This window comes from Verminephrobacter aporrectodeae subsp. tuberculatae, from assembly GCF_026127385.1.
In the GTDB taxonomy this organism is placed as follows: Bacteria; Pseudomonadota; Gammaproteobacteria; order Burkholderiales; family Burkholderiaceae_C; genus Acidovorax; species Acidovorax aporrectodeae.
This window is the reverse complement of record NZ_QZCX01000003.1, coordinates 101704-126122: the sequence shown is the minus strand read 5'-3', so window position 1 is coordinate 126122 and position 24419 is coordinate 101704. Positions and strand designations below refer to the sequence as shown.

General features: G+C 61.7%; 22 protein-coding genes. 16 read left to right on the top strand and 6 right to left on the bottom strand.

The window, feature by feature from the left end; genetic code table 11:
• The first annotated feature begins 16 nt into the window (after nucleotides 1-16).
• Both D5041_RS15575 and D5041_RS15570 read left to right on the top strand, forming a co-directional pair.
• Nucleotides 17-754: an aspartate/glutamate racemase family protein gene (locus D5041_RS15575; RefSeq protein WP_265283125.1), complete on the top strand. Its 738-nt coding sequence runs from the start codon at nucleotides 17-19 to the stop codon at nucleotides 752-754.
• 43 nt (nucleotides 755-797) lie between these two features.
• Entirely contained in the window at nucleotides 798-1475 is a 678-nt protein-coding gene (locus D5041_RS15570; RefSeq protein WP_265285173.1) for a GntR family transcriptional regulator, read from the top strand.
• 64 nt (nucleotides 1476-1539) lie between these two features.
• Here the strand turns inward: D5041_RS15570 and tnpC (D5041_RS15565) are convergent, their stop codons facing one another.
• The 6 genes from tnpC (D5041_RS15565) to D5041_RS15540 all read right to left on the bottom strand — a co-directional run bounded on the left by tnpC (D5041_RS15565) (nucleotide 1540) and on the right by D5041_RS15540 (nucleotide 8248).
• On the bottom strand, nucleotides 1540-2925 hold the full coding sequence (gene tnpC / locus D5041_RS15565) for an IS66 family transposase (protein WP_265285172.1): 1386 nt from the start codon (nucleotides 2923-2925) through the stop codon (nucleotides 1540-1542).
• A gap of 79 nt (nucleotides 2926-3004) precedes the next feature.
• Entirely contained in the window at nucleotides 3005-3871 is an 867-nt protein-coding gene (gene panB, locus D5041_RS15560) for a 3-methyl-2-oxobutanoate hydroxymethyltransferase (RefSeq protein WP_265285171.1), read from the bottom strand.
• A gap of 17 nt (nucleotides 3872-3888) precedes the next feature.
• Nucleotides 3889-4266, bottom strand: a complete 378-nt coding sequence (panD, locus tag D5041_RS15555; protein ID WP_265285744.1) for an aspartate 1-decarboxylase — start codon at nucleotides 4264-4266, stop codon at nucleotides 3889-3891.
• A gap of 11 nt (nucleotides 4267-4277) precedes the next feature.
• Nucleotides 4278-5105 carry a pantoate--beta-alanine ligase gene (panC, locus tag D5041_RS15550; RefSeq protein WP_265285170.1) on the bottom strand — a complete coding sequence of 276 codons (828 nt, stop codon included), beginning with the start codon at nucleotides 5103-5105 and terminating at the stop codon, nucleotides 4278-4280.
• 12 nt (nucleotides 5106-5117) lie between these two features.
• Nucleotides 5118-7127, bottom strand: coding sequence for an iron-containing redox enzyme family protein (locus D5041_RS15545; protein WP_265285169.1), 2010 nt, complete (start codon nucleotides 7125-7127; stop codon nucleotides 5118-5120).
• Nucleotides 7121-8248: an NAD(P)/FAD-dependent oxidoreductase gene (locus tag D5041_RS15540; protein WP_265285168.1), complete on the bottom strand. Its 1128-nt coding sequence runs from the start codon at nucleotides 8246-8248 to the stop codon at nucleotides 7121-7123. The genes D5041_RS15545 and D5041_RS15540 overlap by 7 nt, the downstream gene beginning before the upstream one ends.
• A gap of 167 nt (nucleotides 8249-8415) precedes the next feature.
• Between D5041_RS15540 and D5041_RS15535 the strand changes: the two genes are divergently transcribed.
• The 14 genes from D5041_RS15535 to D5041_RS15470 all read left to right on the top strand — a co-directional run bounded on the left by D5041_RS15535 (nucleotide 8416) and on the right by D5041_RS15470 (nucleotide 24413).
• Entirely contained in the window at nucleotides 8416-9522 is a 1107-nt protein-coding gene (locus D5041_RS15535; RefSeq protein WP_265285167.1) for a lysine-2,3-aminomutase-like protein, read from the top strand.
• Nucleotides 9519-10805 carry a preATP grasp domain-containing protein gene (locus D5041_RS15530; protein WP_265285166.1) on the top strand — a complete coding sequence of 429 codons (1287 nt, stop codon included), beginning with the start codon at nucleotides 9519-9521 and terminating at the stop codon, nucleotides 10803-10805. Before D5041_RS15535 ends, D5041_RS15530 begins: the two co-directional genes overlap by 4 nt.
• A gap of 4 nt (nucleotides 10806-10809) precedes the next feature.
• Entirely contained in the window at nucleotides 10810-11568 is a 759-nt protein-coding gene (locus D5041_RS15525; protein ID WP_265285165.1) for a hypothetical protein, read from the top strand.
• A complete protein-coding gene (locus tag D5041_RS15520; RefSeq protein WP_265285164.1) occupies nucleotides 11565-12767 on the top strand; it encodes an MFS transporter in 1203 nt (400 codons plus the stop codon). Before D5041_RS15525 ends, D5041_RS15520 begins: the two co-directional genes overlap by 4 nt.
• Before the next feature lie 140 nt (nucleotides 12768-12907).
• Nucleotides 12908-13405, top strand: a complete 498-nt coding sequence (locus D5041_RS15515) for an SET domain-containing protein (RefSeq protein ID WP_265285163.1) — start codon at nucleotides 12908-12910, stop codon at nucleotides 13403-13405.
• Between the two features lie 54 nt (nucleotides 13406-13459).
• Entirely contained in the window at nucleotides 13460-15415 is a 1956-nt protein-coding gene (locus D5041_RS15510) for a class I tRNA ligase family protein (protein ID WP_265285162.1), read from the top strand.
• Nucleotides 15412-16734, top strand: coding sequence for a lysine N(6)-hydroxylase/L-ornithine N(5)-oxygenase family protein (locus D5041_RS15505; RefSeq protein ID WP_265285161.1), 1323 nt, complete (start codon nucleotides 15412-15414; stop codon nucleotides 16732-16734). The genes D5041_RS15510 and D5041_RS15505 overlap by 4 nt, the downstream gene beginning before the upstream one ends.
• A gap of 75 nt (nucleotides 16735-16809) precedes the next feature.
• Nucleotides 16810-17532, top strand: a complete 723-nt coding sequence (locus D5041_RS15500; protein WP_265285160.1) for a class I SAM-dependent methyltransferase — start codon at nucleotides 16810-16812, stop codon at nucleotides 17530-17532.
• 30 nt (nucleotides 17533-17562) lie between these two features.
• The gene (locus D5041_RS15495; protein ID WP_265285159.1) at nucleotides 17563-18102 is read left to right on the top strand and encodes a response regulator transcription factor; all 540 of its coding nucleotides are present in this window, start codon (nucleotides 17563-17565) and stop codon (nucleotides 18100-18102) included.
• Nucleotides 18084-18800, top strand: a complete 717-nt coding sequence (locus D5041_RS15490) for an alpha/beta fold hydrolase (RefSeq protein WP_265285158.1) — start codon at nucleotides 18084-18086, stop codon at nucleotides 18798-18800. Before D5041_RS15495 ends, D5041_RS15490 begins: the two co-directional genes overlap by 19 nt.
• Nucleotides 18797-20590: an AMP-binding protein gene (locus D5041_RS15485; protein ID WP_265285157.1), complete on the top strand. Its 1794-nt coding sequence runs from the start codon at nucleotides 18797-18799 to the stop codon at nucleotides 20588-20590. The genes D5041_RS15490 and D5041_RS15485 overlap by 4 nt, the downstream gene beginning before the upstream one ends.
• 302 nt (nucleotides 20591-20892) lie before the next feature.
• Nucleotides 20893-22155 carry an IS66 family transposase gene (tnpC, locus tag D5041_RS15480; protein WP_265285156.1) on the top strand — a complete coding sequence of 421 codons (1263 nt, stop codon included), beginning with the start codon at nucleotides 20893-20895 and terminating at the stop codon, nucleotides 22153-22155.
• Between the two features lie 3 nt (nucleotides 22156-22158).
• Nucleotides 22159-23574, top strand: coding sequence for an IS701 family transposase (locus tag D5041_RS15475; protein WP_265280744.1), 1416 nt, complete (start codon nucleotides 22159-22161; stop codon nucleotides 23572-23574).
• 69 nt (nucleotides 23575-23643) lie between these two features.
• A protein-coding gene (locus tag D5041_RS15470) for an IS5 family transposase (RefSeq protein ID WP_407702210.1) occupies nucleotides 23644-24413 on the top strand; the annotation gives its coding sequence in 2 pieces (ribosomal slippage) (nucleotides 23644-23994 and nucleotides 23997-24413; 768 coding nt in all).
• The last annotated feature ends 6 nt before the right edge of the window (nucleotides 24414-24419 follow it).

The following is a 24419-nucleotide window of genomic DNA, read 5'->3' as shown; positions in this document are numbered from 1 at the left end:
GCAGAAAGCTCCTCCGATGACGCAGTCCTCCCGATCCAGCATCGCGCGCGGCGGCAGGGCCGTGTACGGTGCGCCGCTGGGCATCCTGATGCTGGAAGCGCGCTTTCCCCGCATTCCCGGCGACATGGGCAACGGCCTGACTTGGCCCTTTCCCGTGCTCTACAAGGTGGTCCGCGGCGCGAGCCCCGGGAAGGTCGTGCTCGACGGCGCGCGGGGCCTGCTGCCGGACTTCATCGATGCGGCCCAGGACCTGGTGCGCCAGGGAGCCGAGGCCATCACCACCAACTGCGGTTTCCTGTCGTTGTTCCAGCAGGAACTCGCCGCCTCGGCGAACGTGCCGGTGGCTACTTCATCGCTGATGCAGGTGCCCTGGGTGCAGGCGACGCTGCCGCCCGGCAAGCGCGTGGGCATCGTGACCGTGAGCGGCTCCGCGCTGACGCCGGCGCACCTGCGAGCCGCCGGCGTGCCGTGCGACATCCCGAGGGAAGGCACCGAGAACGGTCGCGAATTCTTCCGTGTGCTCATCCGGGCCGAGAAGGACGATATGGACGTCGCACTGGCCGAGCAGGACGTCCTCGACGCCGGGCAGGCGCTGGTCGAGCGCCATCCCGAGGTCGGCGCGATCGTCCTCGAATGCACGAACATGCCGCCGTATGCCGCGGCGCTGCAGGCCGCGGTGAACATGCCCGTGTACGACATCTACTCGATGATCACCTGGTTCCATGCCGGCCTGAGGCCGCGCGCCTTTGGCTGACAATGCGCGCCTTGGCACACACGAAATACAAAGGGAGAATGCCTTGCGAGAAGCCGCGAAAGACAGCGTCGTCCACTTGGTCCACGGGCAGCTGCGCTCCATGGCCATTGGCTACGAGTTCAAGCCCGGCGAGCGGCTGAATGAAGGCGAGTTGGCCAAGCGGCTCGGCGTCAGTCGCACGCCGCTGCGCGAGGCGCTGCACCGCCTGAATACCGAAGGCCTGCTGCACTTCGTCCCGGGCAAGGGATTTTTCTGCCGCGATCTCGACGTGCACGAGATTTTCTCGCTCTACGAAGTCCGCAAGGCGATCGAAGTCGCGGCGATCCGCCTGGCCATCGGGCGCGCCAAGGATCAGGACATCGACGACCTGCTTGGCTTCCTGGGCAGCACCGGGCCAGCCCCCGGCAACCGATCGACCGACGAACTCGTCGAACTCGACGAGACCTTCCACGAGCGCCTGATCGCGTTGTCGGGCAACCCGGAGATGCTGCGCGTGCTGCGCAACCTCAACGCACGCATCCACCTCGTGCGCTGGATCGACATGGAACGCTGCGACCGGACGCTGACGCAAACGGAGCATCTCTCGGCCCTGCAGGCGCTCAAGGCACGCAACGACACGGCCTGCGTCGCGATCCTCGAAAAGCACATCGATCGCCGCCTTGACCAGATCACCTCGGCATTGCGCGCGGGCTACGCACAGATCTACATGCCGCAGACGTGAGTGTCCCCAGGGCGCTACCGGATGCGGCCTGCGCCGAACTGCTGGCAGCGTAACTATTCAGCCGCTACCAACAAACTCCATAGGAGCGGATCGTGCAGAAGCTTTGCGCCCCGGCAAAGGTGCGAAAGCAACCCGAGATCTTCTGCTTGACCTTGGGCATGCGGATGGCCCGCTCGGCCAAGTTGTTCGTGAAAGGCACCGACAGGTCACGCGCAAAGCGCAGCACCTCTTGCTCATGATCGCGCAGGCGTCGCAGCAAATTGAACGCATCCGACTGCTTGGCCCGTCCGCGTTGGCCCTGCTCCTTGACGCGCTGCGGGTTGAGCGCTTGCCCCTCATCCAACAGGGCACGGTAGCGTCCTATCCAACGCAGCACTTGGCGTGACTGCACCGCAGTGATTCCCTGTGTGCGAGCCCGTTCGCAGCCTCGATGCGCTGCCAGCAGCATGTCCATCATGCGTTGCGGCCAAGCTTGACCACTGCTCTGGACCAAGAAGGTCAGCTCGCGCAGCAGGTGCGCATTGCACAGCGCATGCACGCATTGGATCAGCCAGTATGGCGCCCAGCAGTCATGCATCAGCACGCCGGCGTAGTCCTTCAGAACACCGAACGCATTGACTGCCTCGATGCCCCGCTTGGCATGTACGCCATACCAAGTGTGCGTCGGGGTGACGCTGGTGTGCAGCCACTGCAACTTGGCCTGTACGCGCAGACCCGATTCATCGACATGAACCACAGGCGATTGGCTCACCTGCTGCGCTATGGCTTGGACCGAGGGGCTGAGCAACGCGTCGGCCTCGCGCGTCCATCCATGCAGTGTGCCCGGTGAGATGTCCAACTGGTACAGGTCAGCCATCAACTCGCTGGTGCGCGCATACGGCAGCAGCTGACCTTGTGTGAAGTGCACTGCTACGGCACGTATGTTGGGACCGTACTGCACATGCTCGGTCACCTTCTCGGGAAAGCGGCTCTCGTGCAATTTGCCGCACTGACAGACCAGGCTCAGCGTTCGGTACTCCGTGACCTCATGGCGGGCAACGGGGATATCGAGCACCTGACGACGCTCCTGTACTTGCGCTTGGGCTACAGGCAATGCTGCGTGACAGGCATCGCAGCGCTCAGGCAATTTTTGCTCGACGACGTGATCTGCAACCGCCGCTTGGCGCAGCGTTTTGCCGGTATGACCGACTTGCCCACCTGGGCGTTTGCCAGACTTGCGACGCAATGACTGCGTCTTCTTCAGACCATCAGACGATGGGGGGTTGCTTGAGTTGTGGCTGTTCTTGGACAGACGCGATTCCAACTCTTGGACCCGAGTGACCAATTCTTGGACCCGAACGACCAACTGTCCAATCAATGCATCCTTGTGCTCAAGCAATGCGTCCTTCTCTTGGAGCAATGCATCCTTCTCCTCGTGACTCAGCATTGAAGTGTCGGAAGGTGTCAGCATGGGGCGAGTATCACCGATTCGTGTTCGAGAGGCTGAACAGTCACGGTTTCCACACGAAACGATGAGGAGCCAGCGCACCTTACCAAGCGTGCTCAGCATCGATCGGGAACGACCGACTCTTCACGGCGGCCACATAGGACCTCAACGCGTCTGGCAGCGAGCCCGTCCCGACCATGAAATTGCGCACGAACTTCGGAATCCTGCGCGTTGTTGCACCGATCATGTCGTGGAGCACGAGGACCTGGCCCGCCGTCGCAGAACCAGCGCCGATCCCGATGGTGGGGCAGTCGGTCAGCATTTCGGTGACATTTTGCGCAACGCTGGCCGGGACCATTTCCAGAACGAGCAAACCGGCGCCAGCGCTTTGAAGCTCGCGCGCCTGCAGCAGCAGTTGGCGAGCTGCTTCGTCGGTTTTCGCCTGCAACCGATAGCCACCTAGGGCATGTACGTGCTGAGGAGTGAGCCCGAGGTGCGCGCAGACAGGCACGCCCCGCGATACGAAGAATTCCACGATCGACGCTGTCCACCCGTCGCCTTCCAGCTTGACCATCTGTGCGCCTGCCTGCATGAGTACGCATGCGTTCGCGAACGCCTGGTTGGGATTTCCCCCATAGGAGCCGAACGGCATGTCCGCAAGCAGGAATGGCCGCCCGCCCGATCGCCGTGTTCCGCGGGCAACTGCTTCGGTGTGATAGCGCACATCTTCCAGTCGCACCGGGACAGTACTCTCGTGGCCCTGGCACACCATTCCGAGCGAGTCGCCAACGAGCAGGCAGTCGACGCCGGCGTCATCGGCTAGCGCAGCAAACGTCGCGTCGTAAGCGGTGAGCATCGTGATCTTCTCGCCTTCGCGCTGCATCTGCTTCAGGCGGGGCAAAGTGACGGCGAGCGGCTTCACTGCAGGCGCACAATCTGCGGCCAGATTCTGATACGGGGATTGCTCCATAAGTTTGCTCCCAAAACTCATGCTGCCACGGCCGCTTGCACCGGGACGTGATCACGCATGAAAACTCGTCGGTTACTTTGGTCGTGGGGCCGGAAATCGTGGATTCGCGACTGCTCGATGTGCCCATACGCAGCAACGATTACAAGGTCACCTACGCATGCCCTGCGTGCCGCGGCGCCGTTGAGCGACATCACGCCGCTCCCCCGCTCCGCGCGAATGGCGTAGGTGGAGAAGCGTTCGCCGTTGTTGATGTTGTAGACGTCGATCTGTTCGAATTCGTAAATGTCGGCCGCGTCGAGCAGGTCTTCGTCGATCGCACAGGAGCCCTCGTAATTCAGCTCGCAATGCGTATTGGTGGCGCGGTGGATCTTGCCGGCGAGGACGGTTCGAATCATTGGCTGTGTGCTCATAAAATCTCAATGCTGTCGATCAGGCGAGTCTTGCCCAGGCGCGCGGCGGCGAGCACGACGAGGGCGTCACCTGGGTCCGGCATCCCGAGATCGGCGCGTCTGCGGATTGCGATGTAGTCTGGCTGCCAACCCCGAAGTGCAAGCTGCTCCGTCGCGCGACGTTCGAGCGCTTCGAAGTCTTGCCCACCCTCGCGCGCCGACACGGCCACGGCCCGCAAGGTCAGCGAAAGATGGACGGCCTCGGCGCGCTCGGCAGAATTTAGGTAACCGTTGCGCGACGAGAGCGCAAGCCCGTCCTCAGCCCGACTGGTTTCGCAGCCGACGATCTCGATCGGAAGGGCCAGCTGCCGCACCATCTGCCGAATTACAAGCAGTTGTTGGTAGTCCTTCTTTCCGAAGAAGGCCACACCGGGCTGCACACACGCAAAGAGTTTCATGACGGCCGTACAGACGCCAGTAAAAAAACCTGGGCGGAACCGGCCTTCGAGGATTTCGGCCAGCCTCGGATCCGGGACAACCTTGTAAACCTGCGGCTCCGGATACAGCATGCTCTCTTGCGGCGCGAACAGGACGTCGCATCCTGCCTCCCGCAGCTTCGCGCAATCGGCTTCCACGGTGCGGGGGTAGGCGTCGAAATCCTCGTGCGGCAGGAACTGCATCCGATTCACGAAAATGCTGGCGATGCAGACGTCGCCCAAAGTCTTCGCCCTTTGGACCAAACAGATATGCCCATCGTGAAGATTGCCCATCGTCGGCACAAAGGCGGGTTGGCGAAACGCTGCGAGATGGCTCCGCAGCTCGACGATGTCTCGTAGGACTTGCATCGGTGCTCCTTGTCAGTTCAGGGCAGGTTTCGGCTGAAGCGCCTTGTCGCCTGAGAGGCGTGCCTCCAGAGCGCGGTAGGCACGGAATGCGGTCCAGATTCGCCGCCACGTTTGATTGGCACGGCGGCTGCCATCTGCGAGTACGCATCGGTCCATGTATTCGATTGCGGCGGAGAGTGCTTTGCCGGAGTGACCCGATCCCAGGTTGTCTGCTGATACGTGCAGGCGGTAGAAGGCCGGGTCAAGTCCGAAGGATTCGAGCGTCCCGGCCATTCGATGGAAGATGCCTCCGAGGCCGACGAGTTCCAGGGACAAAGTCCAGCCGAGTAGTTCAGGAAAGTGCAGATGGCCCAGTCGTGCAAAAAGGAGGTGAGCATTCGCGATCGCGTACCACTCGGGACGCACGCGGGGATCATCGGCGCAAGTGATCCGGACGAGCGATTCGGGCGAACTGACTGCCTCCCGCAACAAGTCGGCGTAGATTGCTGAGTGGTTCTGTTCGATCCTTCCGTTGCCGACTTCGTCGTCGAATATCTCGGCAAGTGGAGCAGTTGTCAGCTCATCGAACGGGCAGTACTTCATGACGCCCCACAGCCACGCGCCGTCGATCATGGCGGGCGGCGCTGCGGTCGCTAGGAGTGCCTGGACCTCATGCAATTCCTTCGCGTGCGGCCGTTCGAAAATTTTCGCGGCGACGATGCCTTGTACCGCATGAACCTTATCGATCCTCGCGCGGATCGTCGCCGAGGAGTATTCGAAGAAATCCAAAGCGCTGTCGTAGTCAGAATCAGGCACGAACTCGTCGCCGAGCCGCAGGATCTGCTCGAGTTCCTGGCTCATGCCACCCAGATGGGCGCGAGCCAACGCGCCTTCACCGGCAAGGTGCCTGAATTTTTTTGAAGGAGACTGAGTGGCCCAGGCTTCGACCGGCGGCTTGCTGCTTGCTTCGCCGAGAAACACGTCCTCGCGCGGCGACCGGAGGCTGGGCGCCACAACCTCGGGCGCGACGTCTTCTTCCTGTTCCGCCCATTGCCTGAACAGGGCGATTTCTTCGCGGCTGAACACGCCGTACATCGGGCGCCCGAACGCAACGAGGTCGCGGAAGAACGGCATCTCGCCAGTGACCTCGTCCCTTCGGAACCACCGCGTGGACCGCATGGAGTGCAGAAATGCAATCGCGTCGAGCTGTTCGTCGCCCAACAGCGCGTCCAGGCATCTGCCATGGATAAATGCATTCCGATGGTGGCCTACCGAATAGGTCGCATTTCGGCTGATCACCTCCGCGAGCCGCTCCGTCACCGAACGCGGCGTCTCAACGGCGTTTCTGAGCGCACCGAGACTCGCGACAAGCAGCTTCGCCGCGCGTGATGCGTGCGAACGACCGAGCGACAGGCCCGGCGCACGCAAGAATCTGAATTGCGGCGCTTTTTTTGCGTGGGGTTCAAAGCTCAGGAGGACGTCACATAGATTGCTGTAGATCTCGAACGCGTCGCACAATTCACCCGGAACAGGCTCAAAGTGCGGGAGTGCACGCCACATCAGCGCGGTGACCCGGATGCGGCGCCACAGTTGCACATCAATGCCTGCGGGGGGGCCGTCGAACACGACGTGCCGGCGCACGCCGAATACATCGTGGAGACGGCGCAGAGCGCCGCCTGCGGTGCCGAACGGCGAGTAATTCCTGAACAGCCGATAGTTTTCGTACGCGCGTGGCACGAGGTAGTTGGTCGGGTTCATCGACGTCGACAGCGCCTCGTGACCAAACGACGTGATCGGTAGCAACGCGGACAGCAGGGTTTTCACCACCATCGGGTCCCGGTTCGCCGCGGCCGCGAGCCCCGCAAGTACGGGCAAGATATCCTCAACAGATTCGCTCGCCCCTTCCCCCTCGATGACAGACAGTTCCTGGGCGGCAGCGGCCTGCGCGAGCTCGATGTCCTCGATACTCAGCACGTGTCCTGTGCGCAAGGTCTCCCGAAGGAACGCCTCTTCGTTTATGGCGTGCGCCTGCTGACTTAACATGACAGGATCTTCACCTCATGCTCGACGCGCCAAGATGGTTCTGTGGCCGTAAGTTCGTCGCCTAGCGGCGGCTCGCACAAGAGGCGCAATGCCTGCTGTGCGATCGAGGGCGCCAAACGAATGCCGGATCCTCCGCATGCGCCCGCGAAAACGAGACCGCGCTCACGGCCGCGGAATGCGCAAGGATCGGCCGGTGTGCGATAGGCATCGACGAATGCCTGTCCTCCAATAACGCGAACATCGATGTCACAGAGTAGGCCCTCCGTTGCGCGCATCGCATGGGCCACGTCTTCGTCACTCACGCATGCTTGCTGGGAACCAGGTTCGACGTCCCACTTCTCGCTGCGATAGCTCAGAATCGCCGTCTCCCCGCCCGGGTTTGGCGCGACGAAAACATCCAGGGTAGGAGCGAAGATCGTTCCCGGCAGCGCGCGGCAACCAGCCAGTTTCAGTGCCACCACCCGCTTGGTGCGCAAGCCCGTGCATTCGGGGAGTCTGGACGGCATCCAAGGACCCGTTGCCACGCACACGCGCCCTGCACTCACAGTCGATGTCGCGATCCCCTCCAGCTCAAGGCATTTGCCGTCGCAATGGATTGCCCGGACTTCGCAACCCTCTCGAATCTGGACGCCACCCATCAGACGCAGCGCATGTTTGAGTTCGTCCATCAATCGCTGCGCGTCATACCGTACGCAATAGCCGTACTCGAATAAGTCCCAGGTTTTCAACTGCAGCATCGGAAGTCTCGCCTGCAAGGCCTTCACATCGACACGCGGAATCTCACGCGCCGCGCCGCCATGGAATGCATTCCATGGCGGCGCGGCGCTCGCGGGCGGCAATACGACGAAGAACGGCGTGATGGTCGCCGCGGGCGCAACCAATGCGGAGAGACGACCGGCGTATGACGACATTGCCTGGACCGAGGCGCCGCGGACCAAGGCGGATGCGCCGTATGGAAGTGCGACCCCGGCCGAGTATCGGGTTGCGCCGCTGCCCAGGCCGGCCCGATCGACGAGGGCGACAGAGTTGTAGTCGCCAGTCGCACGCGCAAGATAGGCCGTCACTGCACCGATGACGCCGCCACCTATCACGGCCAGTTCACATGTCGCCTTGCTGTACATTTGCTACTGCTCCCTTGTCACCACGCTTGAGGGCTTGGACACGCCGCATCTTATAGGGCCAAGCTCGCGCCGTCATTGCAACCGAAGGATTAATCCTTCGGTTGAAGTTGTGCTAGAGCTGCTATGTCGCCTAAGATACACGCGGCTTTACCATAAAGGAGCATTCGATGCATGAGCAAGACGAGCAAGGCGTGCGCATTGCAACAGTCCAAGGGCTGTTCGATGCGGGTTTGGTGGAACGTTCGGCCTTGCCCGCATTGCAGGAGGTCGCGAGCCAATACGCGATCGCCCTCACACCCACGATTAGCAGGCTGGTGCAAGCCGAAGGTGGCGACGGACCGATCTCGCGGCAATTCATTCCCACCGAATCAGAACTTATCCGAAAGGAATGGGAGCGTGACGATCCCATTGGTGATGAGGCGCACAGCCCGGTTTCAGGCATCGTTCACCGATATCCCGACCGGGCTCTGCTGACACCGGTTCTTACCTGTCCTGTTTATTGCCGGTTCTGTTTCCGGCGCGAGGCAGTCGGCCCAGGCAAGGGCAGCACCCTCGGCGCAAGTCAACTCGACGCGGCGTTCGCCTACCTCGCTGCGCAGCGCGGCATCCGCGAGATCATCATCACCGGGGGCGACCCGCTGATCCAGTCGCCTAGGCGAATGGGCGAAATCGCTGGGCGACTACGCGAGCTCGAGCACATTCGCATCGTGCGCTACCACACGCGCGTGCCCGTGGTGGAACCTCAGCGGGTCACTGCCGAATTGATTGCGGCGATGTGCAGCTTCGGCCGCGCGACCTATGTCGTGCTGCATGTGAACAGCGCACGCGAGCTGACCGCCGCCGCGCGCGATGCGTGCGGACTGCTCGTCGACAGCGGCATCCCGATGCTCAGTCAGTCCGTGCTGCTCAAGGGCGTGAACGACACGACGGAAAGCCTTTCGGAGTTGCTGCGTGCTCTCGTGGAGATAAGGGTGAAGCCCTACTACCTCCACCACCTCGACCCAGCTCCTGGGACCGACCAATTCCGCGTCAGTATCAGCGAAGGGCAAAAGCTGGTGCGCGGCCTGCGCGGTCACCACTCGGGCCTCATGCAGCCCACCTATGTCCTGGACATTCCGGGAGGCCACGGCAAGTCGCCGATCGGAGATTCGTTCATCCGCCGCGCCACGGACGCGAACGGAACCTTTCATGAAATCCGCAGCTATACCGGCGCATGGCACCGTTACGAGGCCGAACCGGTTCAGCACATGGCGAACACAGGAGATCCGGCATGAGCAAACTATTCTTCGCGAACTTCGTCAATGAGTTGATGACGACGGTGCCAGGGCCGGGCCACGCACGCAACCTGACGGCAGGGGCGATTCGCAAGATTTGGCTTGCGGAGCCCGGCGACCTGCTCGTGCTACCCCGGCCGATGGATCCCGAGTTCTTTGAGTATGCCTGCGACGTGCTCAGGCTCGAACCGCGCTTGGTCGAAATCGTCAGTCCCTCGGGGGGTGTGCTCGAGTATCTGGCACAGAGGCTGCGGCAGGACGAGGTAGCCATGCGCCACATGCGTGCATGGGTTCGCGAGCATCCGGGTTCGGAAGCCGTCTTGTTCGCACAGGACCGACCCTCAATCGCGCTCTTCGCGGAGCTGGGGCTCGGCATCCAAGGCTATGCAGATCCCCATCGAAATGAACTCGTCGACCTGATCTACCACATGAACACTAAGGACGGCTTTCGGAACGTCGCCCGCGATCTGGGAATCCCGATCCCCGCTGGAGCACGCTGCCAGAGCATCGAGGCACTTGTGGACCATGCACAACGGCTTGCCGAAGAAACTGGGCGGGTGATCGTTAAGTTCAACAGGGGTTCCAACGGCTACGGCAACCACACACTCGAGCGGGATCAGCTTCAGGGTCGCGACGCCGCCGAACGTGTCGCAGCATTTATCCGGACGAACTGGGCCGAGCAACCAACCGACTTTGTGGTCGAAACCTATTATGAACACAGCATCTGCCCGAGCGTCGAGCTGCGGGTGGAGGCTTCGGGGCCGCAGGAACTTTACGCATGCGATCAGCGAAGCGTGAACAACGCCTGGCGAGGAACGGTCACTCCGCCGCAAAGCATGGACGCCGCCACGCGCCAAAGCCTCTCCACCTATGGAGCGCGGTTCGGCGCGCACGTCTGGGCGGCCGGTTATAGGGGCATCTGCGACGTTGACTTTCTTCTCACCAGCGCCGGGAAACTGCTTGCGACCGAGACAAACTTCCGCCGCACCGGAGGGACCTACCTCGAAACCCTCGTTCGACGCCTCACGAAGAATTTCCCAGAAGAGCGCGTCTGGCTTGCCGACAACGGGATTACCGCCGGCGTCGCAGATTTCAGACAGGCCCTCCTCGCCTTGCACGACAGCGGCCTTCAGTATGACGCGGAGCGAGGGACGGGCTGCATCCTGACGGCGAACACCTTGCCGACGGATCGAAGACTTCGCTATCTCGTCATTGGCAAGGACTTCGATTCGGTCTGTGCGTGGGAGACTGAATTGCGAAGCCGTTTCGCCCTGGAGGCCTGAAGACGTGGCCGACGGGCACGATGGATTGGTCGGGTTGCCGCCGCGCGACTTCGAAGTTTACGGCCATTGCGGTTCGATGACCGTCTGTGAATGGCAAGAGCTCGACCGATTCGATCCGGAACAGAAGCGGCGGCTGGCCCGCACTTTCGACCGAATCGCATTGCAGAACTACCAGATGAACCCCACGCATTTCATCGATCAGTACGAGAAGCTTTTCAAGCCCGACACGCATCTCTACCTCGGCGTCAACGACCACGCTGAGATCGTTGCGTGGTCGCTTGTGCGGCAGATGGAGTTCGAAGGAATTCCGCTCATGTATGGCTGGCTCGCGAATGTCGTCCCCTCGTACCAAGGAATGGGATTCGCGAAGCGCGTGCGCGACCGGGCGCTCGCGATTGCTCGATTGCGCGAGCCCTGCGTGATCTATTCGACCTCGACGCGCAACCCGGTCGTCTATCACAACTCGCGGAAGATCTGCACCTATCTGTTGCCGACACTGACAGGAGATGACGCCGTTCCGCAGGACGTCCGGAAGATGCTACTTGGCGCTGCCTCATTCCTCGCTGCAACTGTCTACGAGCGCTGGACTGTCGACATCGACAACCTGTGTATCAAGAACGAGATGCCGGTTGCCACGTACGCCCACAACGAGTCGTTCAAAGCCACGGACCCATTCGACCGCGCCTTCTATGCACATCCGTCGGTGAGGAACGCGCGCGATGGCATGCTTCTCATCGGCTTGGCACTTGGCAACGAAAAATGACGCTCGCCCGCCTCGCTATCAAATACAGGGCATACAAGTTCCTGACAGCCTCGTACTTCGGCTTCGGCGTCATGTTTCCCTTTTTTGAGGGCGGAGGATTCTCCAAGGGCGACCTGTTCGTTTTCGAGGCCGCGCTCATCGCGATCAAGACACTGGTTGACCTTCCTTCAGGACATCTTGCCGATCGCCAGGAACGCCGCTGGTTGCTGTGTCTGGGCTGCTTCGCCACGGCGGCTGCATTTCTCGGAATTGCCGCGCGGCCCGACTGGATTGCGATGCTCGGCCTGTTCGCGTTACGAGGCTTTGGACTGAGCTTTATGGTGGGCCCTGATTCCGCCATGGTTTACGACCACCTCCAGGCCAACGACGCCGCGGCCGAGTATCCGCGCATTGAGGCCGACGCGATCGCCGCATCGCTCTATGGCTTCGCAATCGCCCCCGTGCTTGGGAGTTTGGCGTATTCACACATCGGGCCGCACGCGCCGTTCCTCATGACCGCCGCGGCCATGGTGGCAGCCGCCGTGCTCGCGAGCAGGTTTCCCGAGCGTGGCGCCGTCGCATCGCCTCTGACGTCGGTTCGGGCGCTGCACGACTTCATCCTTGCCGTGCGCCAGGGCCGCTTTCAGTATTTGGCCATCGCATTCGCGGCAACTGCGGCCTTCAGCCGCATGGGATACTGGCTGTTGCCCTTGTGGCTTCTCGAAGGCGACCTCGATATTGTGCAGGTCGCGCTCATCCTATCCCTGATCGTGCTGCTGTCCGGGCTCGTTGCGCGCGGGACCAGTCGGTACGCTGTGACGCCACGACCCGCACTTTATGTTGGCGGGATTGGGTGTCTCGCGGCCAGCTTCAGCCTCGGCTGGGCCGCGACGATTGCACGCGCCAATTGGGCACCGTTTGCGCTCGGCTTCGCCGCTCTCTTGTTCATTGTTATCAACGGGGCCTATGCGCCGCTCTACACGCGATGGATCAACCAGTATTCGGACGCGACGTGGCGCAGCAAGGCGCACGCGCTGACGGGAGCTTTCACCGGCTGCAGCTATGCCTGTTCCAGTCTTGCGGTCGGCTTCATGCTCAACCGCTTCGGAGCGCTGGCCTCGATGACCGGATTGCTGACGCTGATGGCTGCGTGCTGCCTCGTGCTTGCTCAGGCTCCGGCTTCTTATCAACTGCGTCGCGTCGACGGCGGGACTGCTTGAGGTCGGTGATGTTGCATCCCGCATTCGCCATCACGAGACGCTCTCGATTCGGGACCGGCATCGCCGCACTTCGGCGAATCCCTGCGGGAACGGTCGCCTGGCGTCCATGCGAACGGTGTCAGCGAATCACGGCGGCCGCGTTGAGACGTCTGCCTGACGCCACGCGTCTGGATCTCGAAGACCTAGGTTTCAACAGCCGTGGCGGCACATTGATCGTCCCGTGCGGCGGAGCTGCACTTATCAACCATGCTTGCAATCCCAACGTTCTGCATTTCGGGCTGCCGTTCGGCATTCTTGTGCGCGACTTGGAGGCCGGTGATTGCCTAGAAACCGATTACCGACAGTTCGTTCATGACACGCCATGGCGCATGACGTGCGGCTGCGAAGCCCTGAATTGCGTAGGAATCGTCGCTCCAGCCAGCGTGGATGACAGCGATCTGGTGCGGAACTGGCTGACCCAAGAACGGGTCGCGCTCCAGGCGGCGGTCGACCTGGACCAACCCATTCTCGAGACGAGAAAAAGCAGGTCCACGGAGTACCTGCAAGACGTGCTGGCACGGCTTGGCAGCTTCAAGATTAGCTCGATTGCGCAGAAGGTCTCGCACGAACTACAGACCGAGCCGGTGGAAGCAAAGTGACGCCTTCCATGCGCCGTCTTCGCTCTCAATTTGATGTCAAGATCGGAGGAACACATGCCGTTTGAACACCTTTCAAAGCTCGTCTTCGAGGAACGCTACGGAATCCCAATGGCCCGCGGTGGGAACCCGGCGTCAGCATGCCCCCTTCACTACGCCTACGGCAAGATCGCGCCGGGTGCGCAGTCGACGTCGCATATGCACCCCGAATACGAGATCCTCGTGGCACTCGAGGGTGAGTTTAGGGTGGAGGCCGGAGGGCGGCGCTTTGCGGTACGCGCCGGTGAAGTCGCGTATCTCGCGCCTTTCGTCGCGCACAAGCTGTCGGCGCGCGGCGATACCGAATCGTCCTTCGTCAGCATCTACAGCCTGCCCTTCAGGCTGGCCCCGGTCCTGGCGAGTTCAACGACAGACGCGGTCGTGATGTCGACACCGCCGACGCCGAACGGAGACCTCCACCTCGGTCATCTGTCGGGCCCGTACCTGACCGCAGATGTGCTTAGACGATCGTTCCTCGCCCTCGGCGGTCGGTCAGTGCACTCATGTGCATCCGATGACCACCAGTCCTACGTCAGGCTACGTGCCGAACGCGAGCATGTGACGGCAACCGACGTCATGGAAGAATTCGGCACCGCAATCGAGAATTCGCTCGCTCGCGCCGAAGTTGTCGTGAACCGATTTCCGCGCACCGCTTCAGATCCATTTTGCCAGGACGCGGCACGCGAGCTGTACCGCCGGCTTTGTTCCGGTGGAATCGCGCGCCGGTGGACCTGCATGGTCGCGCGGTGCAGTTCGTGTTCGACCTACCTGTACGACGGCTACATTCGCGGCATCTGCTCGCATTGCAATGCGGAATCGAATGGCGGGGTTTGCGAAGAGTGCGGACTGCCCAACCGCGGCATCGACCTTCTCGAGTCTCGCTGCACCCTGTGTGGAGGGGTGCCAACGACGGTGGAGCAAACCCGCACCATGCTGGAGACCGGCTCGTTGCTTCCCCGGCTGCGCGAGTACTGGCGTCGCCTGCCCCTATCGCCGCTGCTGCGCACTTATGTCGACCGTTGCGAAGCGGCGTGGCCCGCCGAGATCCAGATCACACAGGACGACAACATTGGTGTCCTAGCCGGGGAGCCAGAAGCGCCGAACGAGCGGCTCTGGGTCTGGTTCGAAATGGCAGCAACCTACCAGTACCTCCTCAATCGAAACCGGTCTTGCTCCGATGGTCCGCCGAGCCACTACATCCAGTGCTTCGGATTTGACAACGCGTACTACAACTTGGCGCTGTTCCCGGCAATCCACCTCGCGCTCGATGAACCGTGGGCGCTTCCCACACATTTTGTGGGTAACGCTTTCCTGAACCTCGACGGCAGCAAGTTCTCCACGAGCCGCAACCACGCCATCTGGGTCAGCGAGTTCATCACGCGGTATTCGGTCGATGCAACCCGTGCCTACCTGTGCCTAATCCGTCCTGAACTTGAAAGAGGCAATTTCGCGGAATGCGAGTTCCAAGCGTTCTTGAAATCCGAGTTCGAGATGGTGAATGGCTGGATCGCATCCTTGGCCGCCAAGCTCGATTCGCTGGGTTGGACAGCGCTCGAACCTACCGTCTCCTGGAACACGAGGCAACGCCGCCTTTATGAGCGGTTCGTCTTTGAAGCAGGCAAAGGCCTGAGCGCGATGTGCGTCGAATCCTTTTCGCCGCGGCTGCTTGCGCGTGCGGGATTGGCGATCGCCAAGGTGGCCGTGGACGAACTGTGCAGCCTGAACCTTGCGGACAATGAGCCGGGTCGTCTCAACACCGACTTCCAGCTGCAGTTGATGGCGCTGCGCGTGTTCGCGTTCCTCTGGCTTCCAATCGCACCGAAGGGTGCCGGCGGACTCTGGCGTGCCGCGACGCGGCGCCGCGACACCGACAAGCCTGCCTGCATCGAAGATGTGCTTGCTCTGGCAATCAACGACCTCCCGTGCTTGCGCGGCTGCGGCCTCGATGCGCGGCCCGCGCAAACGACGACATGAAGATGATGAGGAAACCCGATCCGGCGGCACTGCTGGAGCCCGACAACTCGTACGACCTCGTGTGCGTCGGTGCCGGCCCCGCCAATCTCAGCGTCGCGGCACTGCTGCATCCCTATCGAGAGCGCGTGAGCCTGCTGGTCCTCGAGAGGCACGACGCGCCCGTCTGGCATCAGGGAATGCTGCTGGACGACGCGATGATGCAATCTGCGTTCCTGAAGGATCTGACCACGCCGGTCGATTGCACCAACCCTTTCTCGTTCGTCGCTTACCTACAGGACGCCGGCCGGCTCTACGATTTCGTGAACCGGGGAAACTGGCATGCGTCGCGGCACGAATTCTGTCGTTATCTTGGCTGGGTGAGCTCGCATCTGGGAAGCGTTCGCCATGGCGCGGAGGTGGTCGAGATCCGCTGGAATGCAGGGCAGTTCTGCATCGCCCTCGCCAACGGCGAGACACTGACCTCCGCGAACATCTGTATCGGAACGGGATCGGTTCCCTTCGTCCCCTTCGACGTTCCGCCATGCAGCGCTGACCGGTGCTTCCACAGTTCGCAATACTTGGTCCATCGTTCTGCCATCCAGGGCGACCACGTCGCAGTCATCGGTGGCGGCCAGTCGGGCGTCGAGATCGTCATCGACCTACTGCAGCAGGGCCGTGCAAGCGCCGTCACATTCATCACGCGGCGCGACAGCCTCTATCCGCTTGATGACTCTCCTTTCGTGAACCAGTTCTACACCCCGGATGGCGCGGCGAACTTCGCCGGGCTGCCGGCGCCGGCGCGCGAACGCTTCCTCGCATGCAACCGGTTGACCGGAGACGGCGCATCGCCCGACTCTTTGCGCCGCCTGTACGAACTGCTTTATGCACGGCAGGTCGGGGGCGGTCGACCCCGGTTCGAGCTGCGTTGCGCGCTCGAGTGCGTCGCGGTGACGCGTGGCCAAGACGCGCTTCTTCTTCAGACGCGAGAAACGCAGATCGGCAAGGAAGACACAGTGGCTGTCGATCGCGTGATACTTGCAACGGGTTATAAGCAACGGCTTCCCGATTGTCTGGCTGCGCTGAGGCCGGCCATCGCCGCTTCGATAGCGCGCGACGGTGTGCGAAAAGACTATTCCGTGCGATGGGAAGGCGAGGCCCGCAACAAGGTCTTTGTGCAGAATTTCAGTCGTGGCCAATTCGGGCTCGGCGATCCATATCTCAGCACGTTGGCGTGGCGCGCATCGCAGATTGTCAACAGCACACTTTGTGAACAGGCGTATCCGCGTCGGCCTGCGATTGGTACGCATCCGGTTCCGGAATGCGTCGCGAGCCGCACGTGAGATTCGACGTTGGAGTTTGACGGCGAATTCAGTTAACTTAGCCACCGGTTGGGCCGGTGAATCAGGGAGAGAGAAGTGAGCGACTGGACCGAACTGGAATCAGAAACCTTCATCGAGGGAGCACATCTCTTCGTTCCCTCACGGAACGAACTGCACGAGACGATCGTGCGGGCGATGGACCTCGGAGATCGGCGAGCCTTCGTTGTCGAGCTCTCGTGCGGTGACGGTGAGCTCGCTAGGCACGTGCTCATGCGTCACGGCGCTACGCACTACCTGGGGCTCGATCGGTCCGAACGCATGCGCGAACACGCGAAAGAGCGTCTGTCGCTCTTTGGTGGACGCGCAATGGTGGAGCCCTTCGATATTCACAACTTCGTGGACATGTCTCTGCCCAGCCGGCCGGACGCCTTGATTTCGTCCTTGGCAGTTCACCATCTCGACGGCGAAGGCAAGAAGCGCCTGTTCAGGAAGGCGTTTGCCGAGCTCGAGGTTGGCGGGCGCCTTGTGATATGTGACGTGGTGCTTCCCGCGGGTGCCGTGGCCACCGCGATCGCCGCGCAACAGTGGAATTGCGCCGTTGCCCGCAATTCGCTCGATGCCTTCGGCGATCTGCGCGGTCTTGAGCGATTCCACGAACTGGAATGGAACATGTACAGCGGGACCACGGTGGGGGACGAGATCGATAAGCCCTCGACCCTGCTCGAGCAGCTTAACTGGGTGCAGGAGTCCGGATTCAAAGACGTCGACGTTATCTGGCATTACGCTGGCCACGCGGTGTTCTGCGCGACGAAGCGATAGTCAATACGAACGACAGGCTCAGGGGGGACTATGCCGACTGTAGTGGTATTTGGTGATGCGCAAAGCGTGCTCAGCTTCACATCATCGAGCGGTCTCGAAAACATCTGTTCTGCGTTCTCGAACGCCTCACGTGACAAAGTCTCCGGTCCGATGTGTACTCGCCTGCCGGCGGGCGACATCGTGCTGTGTGTATTCGATCATCTCGACGAATCCAGGATGGAACTCGTCGCCAATCTGCAGAGTTTGATCGGCACTTCCCATGTCTTTGTGCGCCAGGAAGCGGTTCCGGAAGCCGAGACAGCTCCGCCGCGAGGCGAGCGGGCCGGGCTCGCCTCGCCCGCACTGCGTTTGCAGGTGCGACTTACGGGGCGCCAGGCGCAGGTTCTCAACGGAATCCGCGAAGGGCTTTCCTACAAGGTCATTGCGGCACGCTTGCGCATCTCCGAGTGCACTGTCAAAGTCCACGCTCAGGCACTCTTCCAGCAGTTGGGTGTCCGCACGCGCTCGCGGGCCATGAGCCTGCTCATCTCAGCCAACACTGGCGACGACCCGTGGCAACCTTCGTCTTAGTCCATGGTGCCTGGCACGGCGGTTGGTGCTATGAGAGGGTCGCGCGCTTGCTCAAAGCTGCGGGGCATCCCGTCCATGCTCCAACTCTCCTTGGGCTTTCATCACCCACGGTGCAGACCCATGTCGAGCAATTGACGGCCTTAATCACCACACGGCAACTTAGCGATGTGATCCTGTGCGGCCATTCATATGGCGGCATGGCTGTCACCGGCGCAGCCGACGCGGTTCCATCGGCAGTCCGCGCTCTCGTGTACCTCGACGCGGTCGTTCCAGAGGACGGAAGCCGGCTATGGGACTTCCTGCCCGCGTGCGACCGAGACTTCCTGCTCACGCACAACGTCACGCCATGCGGGACTGCCCTGCGACCCTGCCATCCCTCTGCACTGGGGCTGAACGTGGCCGATCACGCGCTTTTCGAAAGGTTGTGCACGCCGCAGCCTCTCAGCACCTTCTTGTCACGGATTTCGCTCAGTGGTGCGCATCGACGGGTCTCAAAAAGGGTCTATGTCGCGGCAACGGGCTGGGGCGAAGGCCGCGAATCTCCTCCTCCGTCATTCGAGATGCATGAGCGTTTCCGCAACGATCCCTCTTGGGCAACCGAAATGATCGATTGTGGCCACGATGTGATGCTCGATGCGCCCGAACGGCTGGCGGCGATCCTGATGTCGCACGCTGCATTCGCGAAGGAGCTCACTTGAGCCGGGTCCGCGAGCGTCTGTATGCCATCCCGAAACTGCGAGTGTCGCAACGAGCGGATGCGATCCGGATTGAGAACGTCGAAGCGCTGGACGATCACCCGGTCAATCTCGTTGAGCATCTCGAGCACTGGGCGCATGCGCAGCCAGATGCCGTGTTCCTTGCCGAGCGGGCTGGGTCTCGCTGGTCCGAACTTCGCTACCTGCACATCCGCGATTGGGTGAATCGCGTTGCCGCGAGGATGATGCAGCGGGGTGCGGTCCAAGGGGATTTCCTGCTTATTGCCGCCGACAACAGCGTTGCGCATGCCGTTGCGTCCTTCGCCGCCATGAAGATCGGCGTCGGCGTGATTCCCGTACCACCTTCATGGTGCACCTCGGCTGCGGGACATGCAAAACTCAGGAAGGTCGTTGAGCTCACGCGGCCGAGATTCCGCTATTTCGAACAAAGCAGGCCCGTCGATATCGTCGCGGCTGCGTGTGATCTTGCCGAAGTCCTTGAAACTGTTCGCGAGGGTGACGAAGGCGAAGACATTTCGGCCGTCGTTGGCGCAGCGGCTGTGGTGCGCGGCACAACGATCGCGAAGCTGCTGTTCACGTCCGGGTCGTCGGGCCCGCCGAAGGGAGTCATCAACACGCACGCCATGCTATGCGCGCAGCAGCAGCAAATGGCGCAGGCCTGGCCTTTCGTCGCGCAACCGCCGCTCGTACTGTGTGATTGGCTGCCATGGTGCCACACATCGGGCGGCAACAACAGCCTGAACATGGTGCTTCGAAACGGCGGCACCTTGTACATCGACAACGGGCGCCCCACGGCCGAGGGTATCCTCACAACGGCCGCGAACCTCGCCGAGGTTCGGCCGACTTGGTACACGAACGTGCCGCTCGGCTACTCCATGCTGTTGCCGCTCTTCGAGAAAGACGACGACCTCGCTGCAGCGCTATTTTCCAGGTTGGACCTGCTCGTCTATGGCGGTGCGCCGCTGTCCGCATCCGTCTGGCAAGGCATCAACCGCGTCTGCCGCCACGTCACCGGGCGGGATGCACCGTGGGCCAGCGGCTGGGGTCTCACCGAAACGACGTCGACAGTGTGCGTCACGACTCGGCCAGTTTCCTCCACTGGCGTTATCGGCACGCCGCTTCCGGGCATGGAGATGCTTTTGAAGCCCGCAGGCGCCTATCACGAGGCGTATGTGCGCGGCCCGAACGTCTGTCCCGGTTACTACGGTGATCCGGAGAGAAACGATGCCGCTCTTTCGAGCGAAGGCTTCTTCCGTACGGGGGACCTCGTCCGGGTTGTCGAGCCGGCTGACGCGACGAGTGGTCTCGCCTATGTCGGCCGCGCAAGCGAGTGTTTCAAGCTCGGGACGGGCAAGTGGGTCATCCCTGGTGAGATCAAGTTTGAAATCCAGAAGGAGTTCGGGCCGCAGGCGCGCGATGTCATCGTGGCCGGCCCTGGTCAAGATTTCCTGACCATCTTCGTCTGGCTTGACAACAGCACACACTCAGACGTCGACGCGGGCACGCAAGGCCTGTTCGGCACGCTCGAAGCGGTTTTGCGCACTTACAACGCCGCACGCCCGACTGCCAGCTCGCGGATCCATGCTGCGTATGTCCTGCCTCGCTCATTCTGTCCGGAGCCGGGGGAGCTGACCGAAAAAGGGTCCCTCAGTTACGTGCGCTTTCTTCTTCAGCGCAAGTCGCTTGTCGAAGCGGTATATGAGCTCGCGCGAAAGGTTCCCGAGGGGTGTGTGCTGGATGCAGACGTGGCTCGCATTGAGGCGTCTGTATAGGTCGTGATAGGGACGGGAATTGCTCCCCGCCCCCCGTGCATGACCGTGCTGACGTTGACGTCGCCCGACCCGGCATCCAATGAGCGGCCATCGCCGGCCGCGGCCGCACGCTTGCAGCCGGCCTTGGTGAGCGGCGGTCGCCACCTGCGCCAGGAGGGCGAATTCCTGCGCGCCATCAAACCCTTCACCGATCAGCATCGGTGCGCCCACGCTGCGCCTTGCCCTTGGCATCTACGGGGCGTTGTTGCATAAATCGTAACTACTCAGGCCCCCCCTTGCCGTAGGCCATAATCCGCAACTCAATGCAACAGCTACCCGACCTCAGCACACTTAGTTCGACCCAGATGGGTGCACTGGTTGTGGAGCTATGGGCGATGGTGCAGACGCTGACGGTGCAGATCAACGAACTGCAAGCGCGGCTCAATCTGAACAGCCGCAACTCCAGCAAGCCCCCCTCCAGCGATGGGTTCAACAAGCCCCAACCCAAGTCATTGCGCAAGGCCGGGCAACGGCCGGTCGGCGGGCAGAAAGGGCACAAGGGCCATACCCTGAGCCAAGTGGCCGAGCCCAATATGGTCGTCATCCATGCGCCGCCCGAGCATTGCGATGTCTGCCACAGCCCCCTGGGTCAGGCCAGCTTGGTTGAGGCCCGGCAGGTCCACGATCTGCCCGATTTGCGCTACCAAGTCACCGAGCACCGCGTGCTGCAATCGATGTGCACCTGCGGTAAGACCCATCGTGGCGTATTCCCACCAGACGTCACCGCAGCGGTGCAATACGGCCCACGTGCGAAGGCTGCGACCGTGCACCTGAACCAGTACCAGATGCTGCCACTCAAGCGCACGGGTGAAGTGATGGGCGACCTCTTTGACATGCCCATGTCCGAGGCAACGATTCTGAGTGCCAACGCTGAGGCTGCCCAGGTGCTGGCGCCCACAGTCACGGCCATCGCGCAGGAGTTGGTGAACCGGCCAATCGTGCACGCCGACGAGACGGGACTGCGCGTGAACAAATCGCTGCACTGGTTGCACACGCTGGTCACCGAGAAGTTGACTTGGCTGGGGCGACATGAGAAACGAGGCATGGCAGCGTTCATCGAGCATGGCATCCTGCCCCTGTTCAAAGGCACGCTGGTGCACGACGGCTGGGGGTCCTATCGCATGCTGGGCAGTAGGCACAGCCTGTGCAACGCGCACCATGTACGCGAACTGACGTACGTGCATGAGCAACTCAAGCAGGACTGGGCGGGTCGATCGATTGAGGTGCTGCTGTCCGCCAACAGCCTGATCCATCAACTGCGTGCACAGGGTCAGATCGACTACACGGCGCCTGAGCACCTGCAACGAGTGTGCGATCTGCGCAGTCAGTTCGAGGCAACTTTGGCCGAAGGCGATCTGCTCAATCCGCGCGTGCAGTCCAATGGCCGACGCGGTCGCATCAAGCAGAGCAAGGCCGCCAACCTGATCGGCCGGCGTGACTATTCAGCCGCTACCGACAAACTCCATAGTCTTACTGTGTTAGTAAATTCAAGGAATTATGAGAGAATCTTCTCACACAGGAGATGAGCCTTGAAAGACGAACTGCAAGAGTTTGAACGCTACCTTGAGCATTTGGGAGGCGGACTGGGCCATGCGGACCGGCAAGCCGGGTTGCGCGGGTATTGCATCGGCCTGATGGCGCCGCTTGCGCGCAAGAGCGTGGAGCCGATGGCCGCACACTTGGCGCCGCAGGCCACTCGCTCGCGTCACCAGTCGCTGCACCACTTCGTGGCCCAGTCGTCATGGTCGGACGAAGAGATGCTGCGGCGCGTTGCGCAATGGGTCGTGCCAGCGATGGACTTTGGAGATGGAGGCTGGTGGATCGTGGACGACACCGGCTTTCCCAAACAGGGCGAGCACTCGGTGGGAGTGGCCCGACAGTACTGCGGCATGCTGGGTAAGCAGGACAACTGCCAAGTGGCCGTCAGCGTCAGTCTGGCTTGCTTGGCGGGCAGCCTGCCCACGGCCTGGCAGTTGTACCTGCCCCAGCAATGGGCCGATGACATGGCGCGGCGCGAGAAGGCCGGTGTGCCCGAAAATGTGTCGTTCGCCACCAAGTGGCAGATCGCGCAGGCGCAGATCGAGCACTTGGTGGAGCAAGGCGCGCCAAAGCACACCGTGCTGGCCGATGCAGGCTACGGGGTGGTCACCGCATTTCGTGAGGGCCTGACGGCGATGGGCCTGACTTACGTGGTGGGCGTGACGGGGCAGGTGACGGTGTGGCCGCCGGGGCATGCCCCGCTGGCGCCGCGGCCGCGCAGTGGCCGCGGCGTGGTGGCCACCCGCCAGCGTTTGGGCGATGCCAGGCACGAGCGACCGCTGTCCGTGAAGGAAGTGGCGTTGGGGTTGGAGCCGACCCAATGGCAAAGCATCGAGTGGCGTGAGGGGACGAACTTCACATTGCGTTCGCGTTTTGCGCGAGTGCGCGTGCATGCGGCCCACCGCGAGCACCTGCGCACAGAGCAGCGAGCGCAAGAGTGGCTGCTCATCGAATGGCCCGAAGGCCATGAAGAGCCAATGAAATACTGGCTGTCCACGCTGGCAGAGAACATCACACTGGAGCGCATGGTGTTTGAGGCCAAGATGCGCTGGCGCATTGAGCGCGACTACCAGGACCTCAAGCAAGACCTGGGTCTGGGCCACTACGAAGGGCGCAATTGGAGGGGCTTTCACCACCACGCCAGCTTGGCCATCGCTGCCTACGGTTTTTTGATGGCGCAGCAGCTGCGCCAGCCGGAAGGTGGGGGTAAAAAAAACTCTGCACGAAGCGAAGAACCTGCCCTACCCACGCATTACAAGCCTCGCGGCAGCCCCGCGCACGCAGCGCCACGTCCGATCGTCGATCACAACTTTGCGGCTGCGTATCGCCGCAGCCTTGCTCAGGACGCTGCCGCGCTGCCCATGCTGCCTGCGCGTAAACGCGAGAATTCGTTTGTGACACAGTAAGACTAGGGCCTGTCATCAATTGAAGTCACTCCGGCGCTAAACTCGGAACACGATGACAAAGGAAGGCTGATGAACCACAGGTACGCGCTGAGGCAAGACCAATGGGAGCGCATCAAAGACATGCTGCCGGGGCGCGAGGGGCACGTTGGGGCGACGGCACGCGATAACCGCTTGTTCGTTGAGGCGGTGTTGTACCGATACCGTGCGGGCATCCCGTGGCGCGACCTGCCCGAGCGGTTCGGAGATTTTCGGGTAGTACATCTGCGCCATTCGCGATGGAGCAAAACGGATGTCTGGCAGCGCATCTTCAAGACTTTGTCGCAAGACCGGGACAACGAGTACGTGATGATCGATTCGACCATTGTTAGAGCCCATCAGCACAGCGCAGGGGCAAAAAAAAAAGAGGGAGGACGCCAGAAAACCAAGCCATAGGTCGCAGTCGTGGGGGAGCAAGTACCAAGATCCACGCCACGGTCGATGCGCTTGGCAATCCCACAGGCTTTCTCCTGACGCCTGGCCAGGCGCACGACCTCCAAGGAGCTGACGTTTTGCTCAAAGACATACAAGCAGATGCAATCTTGGCCGATAAGGCCTATGACGCCCAGGATCGGGTGATCGAGCCACTGCTCAAGGCAGGCAAGACCGTCGTGATCCCGCCACGCAGTAAGCGCAACGACCAACGTGACTACGACCGGCATTTGTACAAAGCACGCCATCTGATCGAGAACTTCTTTGCCAAGCTCAAGCAATACCGCTGCATCGCCACTCGCTATGACAAAACTGCACGCAATTTCCTCGGCGCTGTTCATCTCGCCGCTTCGGTCGTCTGGCTCAATTGATGACAG

Excerpts from the sequence above, each read along its gene's own strand:
- D5041_RS15535 (WP_265285167.1), top strand. The coding sequence starts at position 8,416 with ATGCATGAGCAAGACGAGCAAGGCGTGCGCATTGCAACAGTCCAAGGG.
- D5041_RS15540 (WP_265285168.1), bottom strand. The coding sequence starts at position 8,248 with ATGTACAGCAAGGCGACATGTGAACTGGCCGTGATAGGTGGCGGCGTC.
- panD (WP_265285744.1), bottom strand. The coding sequence starts at position 4,266 with ATGATTCGAACCGTCCTCGCCGGCAAGATCCACCGCGCCACCAATACG.
- panC (WP_265285170.1), bottom strand. The coding sequence starts at position 5,105 with ATGCAAGTCCTACGAGACATCGTCGAGCTGCGGAGCCATCTCGCAGCG.
- tnpC (WP_265285172.1), bottom strand. The coding sequence starts at position 2,925 with ATGCTGACACCTTCCGACACTTCAATGCTGAGTCACGAGGAGAAGGAT.
- D5041_RS15495 (WP_265285159.1), top strand. The coding sequence starts at position 17,563 with ATGCCGACTGTAGTGGTATTTGGTGATGCGCAAAGCGTGCTCAGCTTC.
- D5041_RS15520 (WP_265285164.1), top strand. The coding sequence starts at position 11,565 with ATGACGCTCGCCCGCCTCGCTATCAAATACAGGGCATACAAGTTCCTG.
- D5041_RS15530 (WP_265285166.1), top strand. The coding sequence starts at position 9,519 with ATGAGCAAACTATTCTTCGCGAACTTCGTCAATGAGTTGATGACGACG.
- tnpC (WP_265285156.1), top strand. The coding sequence starts at position 20,893 with ATGCAACAGCTACCCGACCTCAGCACACTTAGTTCGACCCAGATGGGT.
- D5041_RS15510 (WP_265285162.1), top strand. The coding sequence starts at position 13,460 with ATGCCGTTTGAACACCTTTCAAAGCTCGTCTTCGAGGAACGCTACGGA.
- D5041_RS15545 (WP_265285169.1), bottom strand. The coding sequence starts at position 7,127 with ATGTTAAGTCAGCAGGCGCACGCCATAAACGAAGAGGCGTTCCTTCGG.
- D5041_RS15575 (WP_265283125.1), top strand. The coding sequence starts at position 17 with ATGACGCAGTCCTCCCGATCCAGCATCGCGCGCGGCGGCAGGGCCGTG.
- D5041_RS15505 (WP_265285161.1), top strand. The coding sequence starts at position 15,412 with ATGAAGATGATGAGGAAACCCGATCCGGCGGCACTGCTGGAGCCCGAC.
- panB (WP_265285171.1), bottom strand. The coding sequence starts at position 3,871 with ATGGAGCAATCCCCGTATCAGAATCTGGCCGCAGATTGTGCGCCTGCA.